The organism is Streptomyces sp. NPDC002825, assembly GCF_040295385.1.
Lineage (GTDB): Bacteria > Actinomycetota > Actinomycetes > Streptomycetales > Streptomycetaceae > Streptomyces.
Map to the genome: position 1 here is coordinate 74,581 of NZ_JBEOVH010000018.1, position 16,211 is coordinate 90,791.

Below are 16,211 nucleotides of genomic sequence, written 5' to 3' on the forward strand. Positions count from 1 at the left end.
CCGGACTGTAGCTGACGGCCAGTCAGAACTGAACGGTCAGAACCTGACGTCCGAGCAGGCGTAGAAGGCGTTCGCGGTGTCCGCGATCGTCCACACCGCCAGGATCAGGTGCCGGCCCGTCTTGCCCGCCGGGATCGTCCCGGAGTGGGTGAGCGTCGACGGCGGCTGCTGGTTGTTGTAGGGGATGGTCAGGAACGGCTGGGGGTCGAGATCGGCCCGGGTCAGCGCCTTGGTCCCGGTCCAGCCGTTCTTGGTGATGTAGTAGCGGAAGTCCGTGGTGGCGTGGCGGGCGGTGAACTGCCAGCGGAAGCTGTAGCTCTGGCCGGACACGAGCGTCGTCGTCGGCCAGGCGCCGCCGCGGGGGTCGTCGAGCTGCGCGAAGCGGGAGTTCCCGCCGGCGCAGATCTTCCCGTCGGCGGGGCCGGCGGCCGGGAAGCCCTTGAGCCCCTCGACCGACTGCGGCTCCCACTGGATGTCGCCGCAGTTGGTCACGGTGCCGTTGGCGCAGAGCTTCTGACGGCTGATCGGCGCGTCGGTGTAGCCGTGGCTGCCGGCGCTGCCGGTGGCGAGGACGGTGGCCCCGGCGATGCCGAGCGCCACCACCGCCGCCCCGAGTGCCTTGTTGCGCATGCTGTCGCTCCTGGAGAACGTGGGGAGTTCCTTGGGGCCGTGCGCGCGCGTACGGGGTACTGCTTCATGTGCGTTTTGGTCTGGACCAAGTACCAAAGTAGGGAGGGAAGTTGAACATGTCCATCCCCGTCACGCACCCTCCACCGGGCCCGTCCTGCCCGTGTAGAACGCCACCGTCAGGTCCTTGACCAGCGCCTTGCGCTCGTAGTCGTCCAGCTCCACCAGACCACGACTGGTCAGCCGGTGGACCACGTCGTCCACCGCGTCCACCACCGAGGTCAGGACGCTGTCCCGGTGCTTCGCGTCGATCGCCGCGATCCGGCGCCGGCGCATCGCGGCGGCCACCTCCGGCGCGTACTCGATGCGCGTCGGCTGCGCCGAGAACACGTCCACGCCGACCGGCGCGCACTCCGCCGACAGCATCCGCGTCAGGGCCTCGCCGACCGCCTCCGCGTCCCGCAGCGTCGGCGCGTCCTCGTGGAACGCGTCCGCCGGCAGCTGCGAGAGCACCCGGGCCATCGCCGCCTCCACCTGCTCCCGCAGATAGTCCTCGTGGCCGTCGACGCCGAGCGAGGCCCGGACCGTGTCCCGCACCCGCCACACCACCAGGACCGTCACGTCGAGCGCGGTGCCCTTCGCGTCCACCGCGGACAGCGGCTCACTGCGCCAGTGCCGCAGCCGGACGTCCACCCGGCGGCGCAGCAGCAGCGGACTGACCCACAGCAGGCCCGTACGGCGGACCGTGCCGCGGTAGTCGCCGAACAGGGTCAGCACATAGGCGTAGCCGACCCGGCCACGGCCGAGACCGCCCAGCGCGAAGAGGGCGACCACGACGCCGAGAGCCAGGAGGGCCCACTGTCCGAGCGGGATGCCGTTGTACGGGCGGGCCGGCAGCCGCAGCATCCGCGCCGCCTCGGCGGGCACCGCGCCGACCCACCACACGAGCGCGGCGCACCAGGCGACGGCGAGGGCGCCGACGAGCACGCCGACCCAGCCGGGCAGCACGGGCCCGGGCCGCTCGACGAGGGCGGGATCGGCGGTGGGGGCGGGCCGGGAGGGCGCCTGTTTCTTTGACCGCGCCGTGGACTTCGTCTCGCTGACGGCCTGCTGGACCTTCGACGGGCCGGGGATGGCGGGCCGGCGGACCGCGGCCGCCGGCGGCATGGTGGGCGCGGCCATGGCGATGGTGTCGGGCCCCTCGTCGTCGTCCGCCGCGACGGCCCTGCCCGGCTCGTCACGGAAGAGCAGGTGCACCGGGATGGATCCGGTGGTCTCGGCCCCGATCACGTTCCTCCGCCGCGCGACCCGCACGACACCGGCGACGGGCACGGCGAGGGAGGCGACCCGCGCCCCACGAATCCGCCCGAAGTCGAGGGCGTCGACGGGCGCCTCCGGCGAGGGCGCGCGGACGGGGGCGGAGGCGGGTGTGCCGGCCGGCCGGCCCGGGGCCGTACCGGTACCGGTACCGGGCCCGCCGGGCACCGCACTGGCTCCGGCCGCCGCCGAGGGGCGCGGCGCGGCGCCGGAGGCGGACCCCGCCGAGGAGGGCGTGCGAACGGGAGTCGGGGCGGCGGCCGCCGTGCCCGAGGGGGCTTCGGCCGTCCCACCCGGAGCCGTACCGGTATCGGACCCGCCGGGCACCACACGGGATCCGGCCGCTGCCGAGGGCCCGCGCACGGAGGTCGGGGCTCCGGCCGTCCGGCCAGGAGCCGTACCGGCATCGGACCCGCCCGGGAATCCGGCTCCCGTCGACGGACGCGGTGCGGCGCCGGACGCCGACCCCGCCGGGGCCGAAGCGGCAGGCCCACTCGCGGCCCCTGCCGGGGCGGCCGGAACCGCAGCGGACGGGGACACCGCCGAGGCCGTCCCTGTCACGCCCGCCGGGGTCACCGGCGGCGCCGGGGACACGGAACCAGCGGAGGCAGACCCGGCCGCGCGGGACGGGGACACCGCCGGGGCCGTCCCCCTCACGCCCGCCGGGGTCACCGGCGGCGCCGGGGACACGGAACCAGCGGAGGCAGACCCGGCCGCGCCGGAGGCCGGCCTCGCCGAGGGGCCCTGCGTGGCGCCCCGCACGGGCACCGCCGCCGAGCCGGACGCGGGCCCCTCAGGGGCCGCAGCCGCAAGCCCACTCGACACGACCCCTGCCGGGGCGACCGGCACCGCACCGCGCAGGGGACCGGCCCCGGCCACGCCGGACGCGGACCCTGCCGGGGGCGCCGACGCCCCACCGGACACCGACCCGGCGGGGGCAGGCCCGACCGCGCCGGACGCAGCCCCCGCCGGGGTCACCGGCGCACTACCTGACACGGAACCAGCGGAGCCGGGCCCCGCCGCACCGGACGCAGCCGCCGCCGGGGGTGCGGGCGCCGCACCGGACACGGGACCAGCCGACGCCGCGCCGGGCGCACCCGCCCCGCCCCCCGTCGAGGGTGCCGCCCCCGCGCCGGACGTTGGCGCCGTCGTCGCACCAGGCACGGGGCCCGCGGAGGCCGCGCCGGGCGCAGAGCCTGCCGACCCCGCCCCCGGTGAACCCGCAGCAGCCGGCGCCCGGGGCACCGGCGCCGTACCCCCGGGGGCCTCCCCCGGACCACCCGGCCCCGGCCTCGCCGGGGTCACCCCTGACGAACCGGCCCGGGATCCTGCGGCGTTCACCGGCGCCGCACCGGACGGGGGGCTGCCTGCGCCGAGGCCCACCGCACCCGACGCGGGCGCGTCCGCGCCGAGTCCGGCCGCGATCCCCGCCCGGGTCACCGACTCCGTACCAGACACCGCTCCCCCGGAACCCGGCGCCCCGGACCCCGGCACCGCCGAGGCCGGCCCCGGCGCGCCCGCCGTCGGAGTGCCCGGCACCGCCCCCGTCGGCGGAACCGGCGACGTACCCGACACCGCCCCCGCCACGGGCGCCGGCGACGTGCCCGGCGCCGAGTCCGCCGGCTGCCCGTCCGGTACCGGCGGTGCCGCCGCGCGCTCGGGTGCCGGGGGCGGTGGGGGCGTGCGCCGGAGGGTGCCGTCCGTCAGGCGTCTGGCCGTGCGGGCCGCGTCGCGCGAGGCCGCCGCTCCGGAGTCCGCGGGGTTCGGGGTCGATGCCGTCATTCGGTCCACCTCATGCTCTCGGGGTCATCGGAACAAGCGCCGCCAGGTCTCCGGGCCCGGGTAGCCGTCGGCCGCTGCGCCGCGCCAGCCCTGTGCCCGCTGGAACGCCTCGACGTTGCGGCGGTCCGCCTCCGTCCAGCGCGGACCGGGTCCCGACAGGTAGTGCTTGCCGAAGCCCCGCTTCACCAGTTGTTTGCCCAGCTTCTCCACATATGCGTTGGATTGCCCCGGACGGAAGTAGCCACGCCCGGGAAACCCCGTCGCATTCGTGCTCGGACCGGCCGAACCACTCGAACCGCCGATGTCCTTGCCCCCGCCGGTCACGAGGAGCCGCCACGTCTGCGGCCCGGGAAGGCCGTCCGCCTCCCGGCCCTTCCAGCCCTGCGCGAGCTGGAACGCCTGGGTCGCCCTGCGGTCCGCCTCTCCCCACTTCGGACCGGGCCCCTGGCTGTAGAACCTCTTGCCGCCGCGCTCGACGAGCAGCTTCCCGAGCTGGGTGACGTACGGGTTGTTCGCGCCCGGCCCGAACTTCCCCACCCCCGGGTACGGCGCCGCCTCCACCGGCTCCGACCCGCCGCCGGTGCCGCCGCTGACCACGCCCTTGTAGCGGTAGGCCACGTAGCGGTCGGAGTTCTCCCAGTACGCCATCGGCGTCGCCTGCTTGCGCGTGCGCGGCTTCGTCTGCTCGTAGGCGATGTACGAGGTGTGCGTGTAGTCGGTCCAGCCGCCGAAGATCGTGACGTGCGAGCCGCGCGTGGGGTTCGCCGGGTTGTGGAACAGCAGGATGTCGCCGGGCTGGAGCTCCGTGCGGTCGATCCGTACGGCGAAGCGGTCGAGGCTGCCGGTCCACTCGTTGCTGCGCAGGTTCCAGGCCATCGAGATGTAGCCGGAGCAGTCCTGCCGGTACCCGTCCGACCAGTACCTCTCCATCGAGTACGGGACCTGCGCCGAGACCCATGTCTTGGCCCGGTTGATGATCTCCGCGCGGGTCGTCTGCCGCAGCGACTCCGTCGAGATCTGACTGGTCGTCGGGACGGCGTCGGGGGCCGGGGCCGAGCCCGGTCCGGGCGCGCCGCCGTGCAGCGGGCCCCGCCCGCCCTGCGGTGTGTCGGGCCCCGGCCAGGCCGAGTCGGGGATGTCGGGGGTGACGGGGGACGCGGGGGACCCCGCGGTCGCCGGCCCCCGCAGGACCGCCGAATCCGCTGCCACCCCGTCAACCCCGTCCACCGCGTCCGCCGGGGTCACGGCGCCCGGGCCCGTGAGGGCCGTCGCCACCCCGGCCCCTCCCCCGCCCAGGACCACACCCGCCGCCGTCACCAGGACCAGCGCGCGACGGGCGCCGTGCGCCGCCGGGTGGCCGCCCGCGCGGACGGGCAGGCCCAGGGCGAGGTCGCGCCGCTGCCGGGCGCAGCCCGGGCAGCCGCAGTCGGCCGCGGGTTCGAACTCCTCGAAGACCGGCACGCTCATGCGATTCCCCTCCACACTCGTCAAGATCTTTTTGACCCTCGGTTCGGGCGTCAGTGTCTCAACTGTCTGGACAAATCGCATTTTGACGGATCGAAGGCCTGATACGACCATCCGACAGGCCGGAGGCGACCGGTATTGGTCAGGAGCACGCCCTCACGTCAGGTAGAGTTCTCTTTGTCAGCAGGCGCCGCTAGCTCAGTTGGTTAGAGCAGCTGACTCTTAATCAGCGGGTCCGGGGTTCGAGTCCCTGGCGGCGCACGCAGAGTCAAGGCCCCCTCACCAGTGGTGAGGGGGCCTTGGTCTTTCTCCGGGTTCCTTCGCCTCAACTACCGCGTGTTTCCGGTCCGTTACGCCTGATCCCTGGGCCGGGCGAGGGCGCGGCCTCTACAGTGTGCGGAACCCCGACCTCCCGCGGCGGCACCGGGCTCCTCCCGCGGCCCGTGAGCCCCGCGGTCGAGGACCGGCCCGGTCGGCGGCGGCCCGGGACGCGCCCCGCCGACCGGGGCCCGGTTCATCCCGCTTCATCCCGTTTCACCTGCAGAAGGGGACCTCAGGCGCGCGTGCCCGTCAGGTACGCCGACACCACGACGTTCGCCGTGTACGTCCCCGCCGCCCGGTCGAACGTGCCGCCGCAGGTGATCAGGCGCAGCTCGGCGCGGTGCGGGTCGCGGGCGCCGTAGACCTTGCGCGCGTCGAATTCCTCGCGCGGGAAGACCTGGATGTCGTCGACGGTGAACTCGGCGACCGATCCGTCCGTCCGGGTGACGCGGACCTTCGCGCCGGGGCGGGCCGCGCTGAGGCCGTAGAAGACGGCCCGGCGGGTCGCGGTGTCGACGTGGCCGACGAGCAGGGCCGCGCCGGCCGCGCCCGGCCGGGTGCCGGAGCCGAACCAGCCCACGGTGTGCGGCATCTCGAAGGGCGGCGGATCGATCGCACCCGCGGCGTCCAGGCCGCGCGCCACGACGGGCGCGCTGATGCCCAGGGAGGGGATGTCGATCCGCCGGGGTTCGAGGGGCGGCAGCGGGGCGCGGGCCGGGGGCAGCGGCTCGCCGAGCGGGCGGCCGACGGCGGCGATGTCGCCGGTGGTCGGCGCGGAGCTGCCGCCGGGGCCGTCGCTGGCCTCGCGGCCCCAGAGCCAGAGCCCGGAGAGCAGGACGGCCCAGGCCACGCCGGTGACGAGTCGCCCGGTGCCCGCCGGGCGGGTTCCGGACGACACGGTCACTCGCCGTCGCCGCCGGTGCCGGTGTGGCGGCGCGAGCTGCGGAAGGCGACCGCCACGGCGGCGATCGCGGCCATGCCGAGGCCGAGCAGGGTGTACGGGGTCCCGAGGCCGCTCTCGGAGGTGGTCTGGGCGACGCCGGGGGCGGCCGGCGCGGCGAAGGCGGCGGCGCCTCCCCCTCCCGCGCGGACGGGGGCGACGGGCGTCGCGTGGTGCGTCGGCCGGTGGGTGGGCTCCTGGTGGTGCCGGATCCGCACCGTGCCGACGCCCCGGTGGTCGTGGCCGTCGCAGGTCACGCTGACCTTGTACGTACCGTCCTGGAGGCCCGATCGGACGGTCGTGTCACCGAAGAGCGGGTTGCCCCCGCCGTCCCGGCCGGTCAGCTCCGCGTCGGCGACGAAGGCCGGGGACTTGGCGGCGCCCGTCGTGCCCTTGCAGCCCTGGACGCGGACGTCGACGTCGGCGCCGGGCGAGGCGGCGGACGGGGTGATGGTGGCCTTCACCCCGTCGTGGGCGTACGCGCCGCCGGCCGCCTGTGCCAGTACGAGCACCACGGCCGCCCCTGCGGCACGGAGAGCAATGGGACCTGAACGCATCGTGACCTCCTGATACTGGCAGGGTCACCCGGATCGGCGCTTCTCGCATCCGCAGGGAACGGCGCGGGGGGCCGTCAGACGCGGTCGACGATGTCCGCGATCGACTGGACGATCTTCGACGGGCGGAACGGGAAGCGGTCGATCTCCGCCTGCGTCGTCAGACCGGTCAGGACCAGGAAGGTCTGCATGCCGGCCTCCAGACCGGCCAGGATGTCGGTGTCCATCCGGTCGCCGATCATCGCGCTGGACTCGGAGTGGGCGCCGATCGCGTTGAGGCCGGTGCGCATCATGAGCGGGTTCGGCTTGCCCGCGAAGTACGGCTCCTTGCCGGTGGCCTTCGTGATGAGGGCGGCGACGGAGCCGGTGGCCGGGAGCGGGCCCTCCAGGGAGGGGCCGGTCTCGTCGGGGTTGGTGCAGATGAAGCGGGCGCCGGCGTTGATGAGGCGGACGGCCTTGGTCATCGCCTCGAAGGAGTACGTACGGGTCTCGCCGAGCACCACGTAGTCCGGGTCGTGGTCGGTGAGGACGTAGCCGATGTCGTGCAGCGCCGTGGTGAGACCGGCCTCGCCGATGACGTACGCGGTGCCGCCGGGACGCTGGTCGTCGAGGAACTTCGCGGTGGCGAGGGCCGAGGTCCAGATGTTCTCGACGGGGACCTCGAGGCCCATGCGGGCGAGGCGGGCGTGCAGGTCGCGGGCGGTGTAGATCGAGTTGTTGGTGAGGACCAGGAACGGCTTCCCGGTCTCCCGCAGCTTCTTGATGAACGCGTCGGCGCCGGGGATCGGCACGCCCTCGTGGATGAGGACGCCGTCCATGTCGGTCAGCCAGGATTCGATCGGCTTGCGCTCTGCCATGGGTGCGGGACTCCTGCCGTACAAAACGTGCGGTGTGCTGGGGGCGCCGCGACAGCGCTGTGGCGACGCCCCCAGCGTAATCAGGAAGTGCTGATCTTGACCCCGTCGATCGTCCAGTACCAGTTGTTGGAGCCCGTGTACCGGAAGCGGAAGCTCACGTTGGAGGCGCCGGCGGGGACGGCGACCGTGAGCGACTGGGGCTGGGAGACGACGTCGGAGGTGTAGCTCTTGACGACGGTCGGCGTGCCGCCGTTGAAGCTCGCCAGGATCTGGGCGGTCTGCGGGGCCTCCTGGCGGTAGAAGGTGGTGAAGTCGAGCGTGACGCGGGCGGCGCCGGTGACCGCGTACGCCGGGCTGACCAGCGTCGAGTCGTACGTGCCCGAGAAGGTCTTGTCGGCCCACTCGTCGGAGTCGGCGACGGCGAACACGCCCCGGGCGCGGACGTTGAGCTCGCGGGACTGGTCGCGCTGGGTGCGGGACCAGAACTCGTCGGTGGCGAAGGACCAGCCGCGCCACTCGGTCATGCCGCCGGTGCCCATGGCGTTGTTGATGACGGACCAGCCGCTGGGCGGGGTGTGCGTGAAGCCGAGGACGCCGGCGGGGATGCCGGTCTCGTCGACGCGGCCGGAGAGGGACGGGTAGAGGGTGTCGAAGGGGTCGGTGGAGCGAAGCTGGACGGGCTTGCCGTCGAGGCCCCAGGACGGGTCGGGGACGATGCCGAGCTGCTGGAAGACGGTGGCGGCGACGTCGACGAGCCGGGTGTCGATGGGGCGGGCGCCGGCGGCGATGCCGGGGCCCTGGGCGAGGACGAAGGTGCGGCGCTCCTCGATGGTGGAGCCGCCGTGGCCGCCGGCGTCGAGGTGGCCGTGGTCGGTGGCGACGATGACGGTCCAGCGTTCGGTGGCGTAGGTCGGCCGCGCCTGGATCGCGGCGAGCAGCCGGCCGAGGTAGCCGTCCTGGACGTCGATGGCGTCGAGGTACTTCTGGCTGGCGGCGCCGTAGCTGTGGCCGATCTCGTCGGTCTCGCCGAAGTAGACGAAGAGGACGTCGGGGTTCTGGTTGCGGAGGATGTCCTCGGTCGCGTCGGTGATCAGCGCGTCGTTGACGGCGTAGTTGTTGTTGTGGACGAGCTTGGCGTCCGCGCCGGGGGTGACCGTGCCGTAGGTGTCGAGCTCGGGCCAGTCGACGGCGGCGAAGATCGAGAGCTCGGGGCGGACCTGGTGCAGGCGGGCGAGGAAGCCGGGGTACTGGCCGTAGTTGCGGCCGGCGAAGGTGTTGTCCTTCACGCCGTGCTTGTCGGGCCAGACGCCCGTGGAGATGGTCGACCAGCCGGGGCCGGAGGAGGTCGCGGCCATCGGGTTGGCGTAGAGCAGGGAGCGGCCGTAGGTGCCGTTCGCCATCAGGGACTTGAGGGCGGGGGCCTTGGCGGCGTCGATCCGGTCGTACCGCAGACCGTCCATGCCGACGACGAGCACCTTGTCCTTGCTGGTGCCGTCCGGCAGGACGGGAGCCGCCGCGCGGGCGGCGGGGGCGGTGACGATTCCGGTGGCGGCGACGGCCGCGGTGGCCCCGGCGGCGGCGAGCACGGTGCGGCGGGAGATGCCGTTGATCGGCATGTCGGAGTCCTCCGTGGAGTCCGTGGAAGTGTCTGGGGACGCGCCAACGCCCCTGATCTCTCAGGGGCGTTGGTCCGTACCCGTTATCTTTCCGCGATGTTCGGAGGCTTTCCAGAGTGGGCGGGTGAACTCTTAGCTTCCGGTGGCGGACTTCCACGCGTCGACGTACGCCGTCAGGTTCTCGTCGATGTCGGACCAGTCCGGCTCGAAGACCTCGACGCCCTCCATCAGCTTGGCCAGTTCGATGGCGTTGGCGTCGGTGGCCTTGACGTCCTTGCGGGCCGGGAAGCCGCCGCCGATCGCGCTGACCTCGCGCTGGGCGCCCTCGCTCAGCATGAAGTCGAGGAGCTTCTTGCCGTTCTCGGTGTGCGGGGCCTTGTTCACCAGGCCCGCCGCGTACGGCAGGGCGAAGGTGGTGGGCTTCCCGCCGTCCTTCGCCGGGAACCAGATGCCCAGGTTCGGCATGGACTTGGCCTGGGCGAAGTTCATCTGGACATCGCCGTTGGCGACGAGGAGTTCGCCCTTGTCCACCTTGGGGGCGAGCTTGGAGGTGGAGGAGGACGGGCCGACGTTGTTGGCCTGGAGCTTCTTCAGGTACTCCATCGCCGGCTCCTTGCCGCCGAAGTCGTGCATCGCCTTGATGAGGACGGCCGTGCCGTCGCCCGCGACTCCGGGGGTGGAGTACTGCAGCTTGTCCTTGTACGTGGCGTCGAGCAGCTCCTCCCAGGTCTTCGGGGCCCCGGGCAGCTCCTTCTTGTTGTGGACGAAGCCGAAGTAGTTGTTGACGACGGAGGTCCAGGTCCCGTCGCCGGACTTGTCGCCGCCGTTCACCTGGTCGGCGCCCTTCGGCTCGTACTTCTGCAGCAGGCCCTTGGAGCCGGCCTGCTGGATGAAGGGCGGCAGGGTGACGAGGACGTCCGCCTGGGTGTTGGACTTCTCGCGGAGGGCGCGCTGCACCATCTCGCCGGAGCCGCCCTCGACGTACTTCACCTTGATGCCGGTCTGCTTCTCGAAGTCGGCGAAGACCTTGTCGTACCAGCCGTCGCCCGCCTCGCCCTTGAGGCCGTCGGCGCTGTAGACGGTGACGACCTTCTCGTCGGAGGCGGCGGAGGAGCCTTCGCAGGCGGTGAGCGTGGCGGCAAGGACGAGGGCGCCGGTGACGGCGGCGACCGGCTTGGCGTACGTACGCATAACGTTGTTCTCTCCTGGCGGTCTTGGCAGTACTAGCGGTACGAGGCTTTGGTACGGATGCGGGAGACGGCGAGCAGGGCCAGCAGCGTCGCGGCCATGAGGACCACCGCGAGCGCCGAGCCGGTGAACAGGGAGCCCCGGTCGGTCGCGGTGAAGATGAGCACCGGCAGCGGGGTCCAGTCCGGCGGGTAGAGCATCATCGTGGTGCTGAGCTCTCCCATGGACAGGGCGAAGCAGAGTCCGGCGGCCGCGTTCAGGGACGGCAGCAGGAGCGGGAGCTTCACCCGGAGCAGGACGTACGAGGGGCGGGCGCCGAGACTGGCCGCCGCCTGCTCGTACATCGGGTCGAGGCGCCGGATGGCGGCCGAGACCGACTGGTGGGCGAACGCCGTGACGAGCACGGTGTGCGCGAGGATCACGATCCAGCGGGTGCCGTTGAGGAGCATCGGCGGCTGCGAGAACGCGACGAGGACGGCGAGTCCGACGACCACGGACGGCACGGCGACCGGCAGCATGAACAGGGCGTCGAGCAGCCGCTTGCCCTTCCTGCCGAGGGCGGCCGCGGCGAGCGCCGCCCAGGTGCCGGCGGTCAGCGCGATCACGCTCGCGGTGACGGCCGTGACCAGGCTCGTGGTGAGCGCCTGGAGGGACTCGCCCCGGGTGGCCGCCGCGTAGTGGGCGGTGGTCGGCCCGGAGGGGAAGGCGCCGGACCAGTGCGTGGAGAACGAGGCGGCGAGGATGACGAGGAGGGGCAGTGCGAAGAGCGGGACGAAGAGGACGGCGAACAGGGCCCAGGCCGTCCACCTGCCCGTACGGCTATGCACCAGCACGGCGGCTCACCCCCCGGTAGAGGACGTAGAGGCCGACCGAGAGCGCGACGTTGACGACGGCGACGACGCAGGCGGCGGCGTAGTCGGATTCGAGGATCGCCTTGCTGTAGACGAGCATCGGGAGCGTCGTGACGCCCTTGGCGCCGGTGAAGAGGACGATCCCGAACTCGTTGAGGCACATGACGAGGACGAGGCTTCCGCCGGCGGCGAGCGCGGGCAGCGCCTCGGGCAGGATCACCTGCCGGACGATCCGCAGCGGCCGGGCGCCGAGCGAGGACGCCACCTCCAGCTGGGCGGTCTCCATCTGCGAGAACGCGGCGAGGAGCGGACGCATCACGAACGGGGTGAAGTACGTGATCTCGGCGAGGAGGACGCCCCACGGGGTGGTGAGGAACCGGAAGGGCCCTGCCGGGTCGCCGGTGACGTCGGTCCAGATGCCGTTGGCCATGCCGACCGTGCCGTACAGGAACAGCAGGGCGAGCGTGATCAGGAAGGACGGGAAGGAGAGGAAGACGTCGATGAACTTCGACACCGCCTTCGCGCCGGGGAACGGCACGAACGCGATCACGAGCGCGAGGACGAACCCGAGGACGAGACACCCGACGGTGGCGGCGACGGCCAGCCACACGGTGGTGACGAGCGCCTCGCGGAAGGAGACGGAGGAGAACACCTCGGCGTACGCACCGGGCGCGAGGGACTCCTGGACGACGAGGGCGAGGGGATAGAGGAAGAGGAGGGCGAGAACGGCGACGGGAGGGAGGGCCCAGAGCACCGTTGTGGGCAGGCGTTCCGCCGGGGCGTGGGGGCCCCTCCCGGACGGAGTCCGGGGGAGGGTGGGAACGACCCCCGGTGCGGGCCGCCGTTCGATGAGACCCTCAGCCATCGCCGACCCCCGCCGCCAGCAGCACCGCATCCTCCGGTGCGAAGTGCAGCATCACCTCGGTGCCGAGTGCCGGTGTCTCCTTGAGCTCCCGCACGTCCGCCTTGACCCGATGCCCGCCCACCTCGACGTACAGCCGGTGCGTGGACCCCCGCCACTGGACCTCGGCGATCCGCCCGCTCAGGGCGTTCGGCCCGGCGCCGAGACCGACGAGGTGGGGCCGGACGCAGAGGGTCGCGGCGGCGCCGGGTACGGCCTCGGAGGCCGGCACCTCGAGCTCGGTGCCCTCGAAGGTGACCCCGCCCCGGGCCACCGTCACCGGCAACAGGTTCGCGTTGCCCACGAACGACGCCGTGAACTCCGTACGAGGCCGCCGGTACAACTCCTGCGGCGTCCCGCAGTCCTGGAGCCGCGCCCTGTCCATGACGGCGATCCGGTCGGCCAGGGTCAGCGCCTCGACCTGGTCGTGGGTGACGTACAGGATGGACACGTCCGGGAGTTCGCGGTGGAGCCGGGCCAGTTCGGCGAGCATCCCGGAGCGCAGCTGGGCGTCGAGCGCGGACAGCGGCTCGTCCAGGAGGAGCACGTTCGGGCGGATGGCGAGCGCCCGGGCGATGGCGACGCGCTGCTGCTGCCCGCCGGAGAGCTCCCGGGGGTAGCGCTGGGCGTAGGCCGCCATGCCGGTCATCTCCAGGGCCTCGGCGACCCGGCCCGGGATCTCGCCCTTGGGGAGCTTCTGGGCCTTGAGGCCGAAGGCGACGTTGGCGTCCACCCTGAGGTGGGGGAAGAGGGCGTACTGCTGGACGACCATGCCGATGCCCCGCTTGTACGGCGGGAGCGCGGTGACGTCGCGGTCGCCGATGAGCACCCGCCCGGCGGCCGGCCGGACGAATCCGGCGACGGCCCGCAGCGCGGTCGTCTTGCCGGAGCCGGAGGGCCCGAGGAGGGCCATGACCTCGCCGGGCTCGACGGTCAGGTCGAGGGAGTCGAGGACGGTGTTGGTCCCGTAGGTGACGGTGACGCCGTCGAAGCGGATGCCGCTGGTCATGCCTCGTACGCCCCTATCAGGGACGGGAGTTCGGCGACCGAGGCGAGGACGTGCGTGGCGCCGTGCTCCTTGAGCGCGGTCCCGTCGTGCGCGCCCGTGAGGACGCCGGCGACGATCCCGGCACCGGAGCGGGCGCCGCTGAGCATGTCGTACGAGGTGTCTCCGGCGACCACGATCCGGCGGACGTCGTCGACGGCTCCGGTACGGAGGAGGGCGGCGAGGACCATGTCCGGGTAGGGCCGGCCCCGGCCGCCCGCGTCGGCCGGGCAGAGGGTCAGCCCGACGAGGTCCTGCCAGCCGAGGGCGTCGAGGATGGCGTCCTGCGTGACCCGGGCGAAGCCGGTGGTGAGGACGACGGTCCGGCCCTGCTCCTTGAGCTGGGCGATGGCGTCGGCCGCGCCGGGGACGGGGGCGACGAGGCCGTCGGCGACCAGCTCTCCGTACGCCGCCTCGAAGGCGAGGTTGGCCTGCTGGGCGCGGGCCTCGTCGCCGCCGAAGAGGTGGCGGAAGACGGAGATCTTGGACTCTCCCATGGTGGCGCGGACGTAGTCGATCATCGTGGCCGGGTCCTCGCCGAGGCGTTCGGCCGCGGCCGTGAAGGCCTGCTCGACGAGGCCGCCGTCGGCGACGGTGGTGCCGGCCATGTCCAGGACGACGAGGTTCATTTCGGTGTTCATGTCGGTGCTCATGTCGGTGTTCGTGTCGGTCACGGTGGTCACCAGCCCAGTTCGTTCGCGGTCGTCTCGGCGATGGCGGGCGAGCAGGTCATGCCGCGGCCGCCGGGTCCCGTCACCAGCCAGACGCCGTCGCGGACCCGCTGGCGGTGCACGACCCGGCTGGTGTCGACGCACTGCGCGTACACCCCGGCCCAGCGGCGCCGGATCTTCGGCAGCGGGCGGCCGAGGAAGGACTCGACGACGCGGGTGAGGTGCTCGTAGGGGTCTTCGAGGGTGTCGAAGGCGAAGGGGTGCTCGTACTCGTGGGTGTCGCCGATGGTCAGTCCGCCGTCGAGGCGCTGCACCATGAGCAGCTGCATCTTGTGGGCGGCGGCGGTCGGGTCCTGCGCCTGGTTCGCGTTGAGGGCGTCGAGGGCGGGGGACGCGTACGCCGGGTAGTAGCGGAAGGAGTCGGCGTCGGCGACGGAGGTGGTGAGCGGCTCGCCCAGGGGTGCGGTCTGCATCATCTGGAGCCGGACGCGGCGGACGGGTATCTCGCCGGCGACCTCCCGGATCAGGCCGGAGAGCCAGGCGCCGGTGCACAGGACGACGGCGTCGCCGGTGTGGGTCTCGCCGCGGTCGTCGCGGACGGCGTTCTCGCCGACGACGTCCCTGACCTCGCGGTTCGGGAGGAAGGTGTAGCGGCCGGTGGCGAGGAGGGCCTCGCGGAGGGCGAGCTGGGCGAGGCGCGGTTCGACGGCCGCGTCCCGCTCGCACCACAGCGCCGCCTCGGCCCCTCCCTTTTCGAACGCCCCGCGCAGGGCCGGGTTGACCGCGCGGGCCTCGGCGGCCGTGAGCAGCTTGTAGCCGCGGGCGGCGGCGTCGGGGCGGGCCAGGGCGGCCTCGGCGACGGCGAGTTCGAGCTCGTTCCGTACGGGGGTGAGGGAGCCGATGGCCCGGAAGCCGAGGCCGGGGACGCGGGCGCCGATGCCCTCCCAGAGGTCACGGGCGCGCAGGGCGGTGTCGAGTTCCTCCCCGCCGGCCCGTCCGCTCACCCAGATCTGGCCGAAGTTGCGGAGGGAGGCCCCGCGCGCCTCCGCCTCGCGCTCGATGTGTACGACCTCGTGGCCGCGTTCCACTGCGTGCCAGGCGTGCATGGTTCCCACCACGCCGGCTCCTACGACGATCACCTTCATGGCGGAAACGGTCGTGGCGGCGGGTGGACCCGACGGGTCCGGCGGACGACGGGGCGGTGAACGGACCGACAAGCTTGGACCAGACCCGTTACCGTTCCGTTATTGACCAGGAGGCTCCGGCCCGACGCGCGATCAGTCCTGCTGGCCCAGATGGGCGGTGAAGCTGAACCGGTCCCCCCGGTAGAGCGTGCGCACCCGCTCCAGGGGCCGTCCCACGGTGTCCCGGGAGACACGGTGGATCAGCAGCATCGGCAGCGCCGGCGGCGTCCCGATGAGCAGGGCCTCGCGCGGGGTCGCGAGGACGGTCTCGATGCGCTCGTCGGCGTCGCCGAAGGAGATGCCGAGCCGGTCGTGGAGGTAGGCGTAGAAGGAGGAGTCCGGGTCGAACTCGGTGTCCAGACGCGGGGCGCGGGCCTCGGATACGTACGTGCTCTCCAGCCCGACCCGCTCGTCGTCGGCGAGGAGCACGCGCTCCATGTGCCAGACGGGCTCGCCGCGTTCGGCGCCGACCTCGGGAGCGAGCGCCTCCGGGCAGGGGAACCGGTCCAGCGAGATCAGGCTGCGGCCGGGGCGGCGGCCCTGGCGGCGCACGCCCTCCGTGTAGCTGGCGAGCGAGAGGGGCTGCTCCAGCTTGGGGCCCGCGACGACCGTGCCCCGGCCCTGGCGGCGCAGCCGCCCCTCCAGGAGGAGTTCGCGCAGCGCCTGCCGGACGGTCTCGCGGGAGACCTCGTACCGGACGGCGAGATCGCGCTCGGTGGGCAGCAGCCCGCCCTCCCCCAACTCGTCGACCATCAGGGCGATCTTCGCCTTGACGGCGTAGTACTTGGGGACGCGGCCGTGCTCGGGGATGCCGGAGCGGACGGGGGCGCCGGGGCTGGTCTGGTAGTTCATCCGGGGATGGTCGCAGACGGGGATGAACGGGAAGGTGTACG

General features: G+C 73.1%; 14 protein-coding genes and 1 tRNA gene. 1 reads left to right on the forward strand and 14 read right to left on the reverse strand.

Annotated elements, in window-relative coordinates; genetic code table 11:
* Positions 1 to 36: 36 nt before the first annotated feature.
* The 3 genes from ABT041_RS22880 to ABT041_RS22890 all read right to left on the reverse strand — a co-directional run bounded on the left by ABT041_RS22880 (position 37) and on the right by ABT041_RS22890 (position 5,193).
* Positions 37 to 630, reverse strand: coding sequence for a lytic polysaccharide monooxygenase auxiliary activity family 9 protein (locus ABT041_RS22880; RefSeq protein ID WP_351187217.1), 594 nt, complete (start codon positions 628 to 630; stop codon positions 37 to 39).
* Positions 631 to 759: 129 nt separating this feature from the next.
* Entirely contained in the window at positions 760 to 2,112 is a 1,353-nt protein-coding gene (locus ABT041_RS22885) for an SPFH domain-containing protein (RefSeq protein ID WP_351187219.1), read from the reverse strand.
* A gap of 1,638 nt (positions 2,113 to 3,750) precedes the next feature.
* Complete coding sequence (locus ABT041_RS22890; protein ID WP_351187221.1) at positions 3,751 to 5,193, reverse strand: peptidoglycan-binding protein; 1,443 nt, start codon at positions 5,191 to 5,193, stop codon at positions 3,751 to 3,753.
* Positions 5,194 to 5,377: 184 nt separating this feature from the next.
* On the opposite strand from ABT041_RS22890, the gene ABT041_RS22895 reads away from it, so the two are divergent.
* Positions 5,378 to 5,451: transfer RNA gene (locus tag ABT041_RS22895), tRNA-Lys, on the forward strand.
* A 292-nt stretch (positions 5,452 to 5,743) separates the two neighbouring features.
* Here the strand turns inward: ABT041_RS22895 and ABT041_RS22900 are convergent.
* The 11 genes from ABT041_RS22900 to ABT041_RS22950 form a co-directional block, all read right to left on the reverse strand.
* The gene (locus tag ABT041_RS22900; RefSeq protein WP_351187223.1) at positions 5,744 to 6,409 is read right to left on the reverse strand and encodes a class F sortase; all 666 of its coding nucleotides are present in this window, start codon (positions 6,407 to 6,409) and stop codon (positions 5,744 to 5,746) included.
* A gap of 2 nt (positions 6,410 to 6,411) precedes the next feature.
* Entirely contained in the window at positions 6,412 to 7,008 is a 597-nt protein-coding gene (locus tag ABT041_RS22905) for a hypothetical protein (protein ID WP_351187225.1), read from the reverse strand.
* 74 nt (positions 7,009 to 7,082) lie between these two features.
* Positions 7,083 to 7,862, reverse strand: a complete 780-nt coding sequence (locus ABT041_RS22910) for an HAD-IIA family hydrolase (RefSeq protein WP_123452652.1) — start codon at positions 7,860 to 7,862, stop codon at positions 7,083 to 7,085.
* An 80-nt stretch (positions 7,863 to 7,942) separates the two neighbouring features.
* A complete protein-coding gene (locus ABT041_RS22915; RefSeq protein WP_351187227.1) occupies positions 7,943 to 9,478 on the reverse strand; it encodes an alkaline phosphatase family protein in 1,536 nt (511 codons plus the stop codon).
* A gap of 132 nt (positions 9,479 to 9,610) precedes the next feature.
* Positions 9,611 to 10,669, reverse strand: coding sequence for a 2-aminoethylphosphonate ABC transporter substrate-binding protein (locus tag ABT041_RS22920; RefSeq protein WP_351187229.1), 1,059 nt, complete (start codon positions 10,667 to 10,669; stop codon positions 9,611 to 9,613).
* A 32-nt stretch (positions 10,670 to 10,701) separates the two neighbouring features.
* Complete coding sequence (locus tag ABT041_RS22925) at positions 10,702 to 11,499, reverse strand: ABC transporter permease (protein WP_351187231.1); 798 nt, start codon at positions 11,497 to 11,499, stop codon at positions 10,702 to 10,704.
* A complete protein-coding gene (locus ABT041_RS22930) occupies positions 11,486 to 12,382 on the reverse strand; it encodes a 2-aminoethylphosphonate ABC transporter permease subunit (protein WP_351187233.1) in 897 nt (298 codons plus the stop codon). The genes ABT041_RS22925 and ABT041_RS22930 overlap by 14 nt, the downstream gene beginning before the upstream one ends.
* On the reverse strand, positions 12,375 to 13,427 hold the full coding sequence (locus tag ABT041_RS22935; protein WP_351187235.1) for an ABC transporter ATP-binding protein: 1,053 nt from the start codon (positions 13,425 to 13,427) through the stop codon (positions 12,375 to 12,377). Before ABT041_RS22935 ends, ABT041_RS22930 begins: the two co-directional genes overlap by 8 nt.
* The gene (locus tag ABT041_RS22940) at positions 13,424 to 14,116 is read right to left on the reverse strand and encodes a phosphonatase-like hydrolase (protein ID WP_351187347.1); all 693 of its coding nucleotides are present in this window, start codon (positions 14,114 to 14,116) and stop codon (positions 13,424 to 13,426) included. Before ABT041_RS22940 ends, ABT041_RS22935 begins: the two co-directional genes overlap by 4 nt.
* A 26-nt stretch (positions 14,117 to 14,142) precedes the next feature.
* Positions 14,143 to 15,279, reverse strand: coding sequence for a TIGR03364 family FAD-dependent oxidoreductase (locus ABT041_RS22945; protein ID WP_351187237.1), 1,137 nt, complete (start codon positions 15,277 to 15,279; stop codon positions 14,143 to 14,145).
* Between the two features lie 132 nt (positions 15,280 to 15,411).
* Positions 15,412 to 16,170 (reverse strand): GntR family transcriptional regulator, encoded by a 759-nt coding sequence (locus tag ABT041_RS22950; RefSeq protein ID WP_351187239.1) that lies wholly within the window; start codon positions 16,168 to 16,170, stop codon positions 15,412 to 15,414.
* Positions 16,171 to 16,211 lie beyond the last annotated feature (41 nt).

Excerpts from the sequence above, each read along its gene's own strand:
- ABT041_RS22915 (WP_351187227.1), bottom strand. The coding sequence starts at position 9,478 with ATGCCGATCAACGGCATCTCCCGCCGCACCGTGCTCGCCGCCGCCGGG.
- ABT041_RS22920 (WP_351187229.1), bottom strand. The coding sequence starts at position 10,669 with ATGCGTACGTACGCCAAGCCGGTCGCCGCCGTCACCGGCGCCCTCGTC.
- ABT041_RS22945 (WP_351187237.1), bottom strand. The coding sequence starts at position 15,279 with ATGAAGGTGATCGTCGTAGGAGCCGGCGTGGTGGGAACCATGCACGCC.
- ABT041_RS22935 (WP_351187235.1), bottom strand. The coding sequence starts at position 13,427 with ATGACCAGCGGCATCCGCTTCGACGGCGTCACCGTCACCTACGGGACC.
- ABT041_RS22950 (WP_351187239.1), bottom strand. The coding sequence starts at position 16,170 with ATGAACTACCAGACCAGCCCCGGCGCCCCCGTCCGCTCCGGCATCCCC.
- ABT041_RS22940 (WP_351187347.1), bottom strand. The coding sequence starts at position 14,116 with ATGAGCACCGACATGAACACCGAAATGAACCTCGTCGTCCTGGACATG.
- ABT041_RS22890 (WP_351187221.1), bottom strand. The coding sequence starts at position 5,193 with ATGAGCGTGCCGGTCTTCGAGGAGTTCGAACCCGCGGCCGACTGCGGC.
- ABT041_RS22905 (WP_351187225.1), bottom strand. The coding sequence starts at position 7,008 with ATGCGTTCAGGTCCCATTGCTCTCCGTGCCGCAGGGGCGGCCGTGGTG.
- ABT041_RS22930 (WP_351187233.1), bottom strand. The coding sequence starts at position 12,382 with ATGGCTGAGGGTCTCATCGAACGGCGGCCCGCACCGGGGGTCGTTCCC.
- ABT041_RS22910 (WP_123452652.1), bottom strand. The coding sequence starts at position 7,862 with ATGGCAGAGCGCAAGCCGATCGAATCCTGGCTGACCGACATGGACGGC.
- ABT041_RS22880 (WP_351187217.1), bottom strand. The coding sequence starts at position 630 with ATGCGCAACAAGGCACTCGGGGCGGCGGTGGTGGCGCTCGGCATCGCC.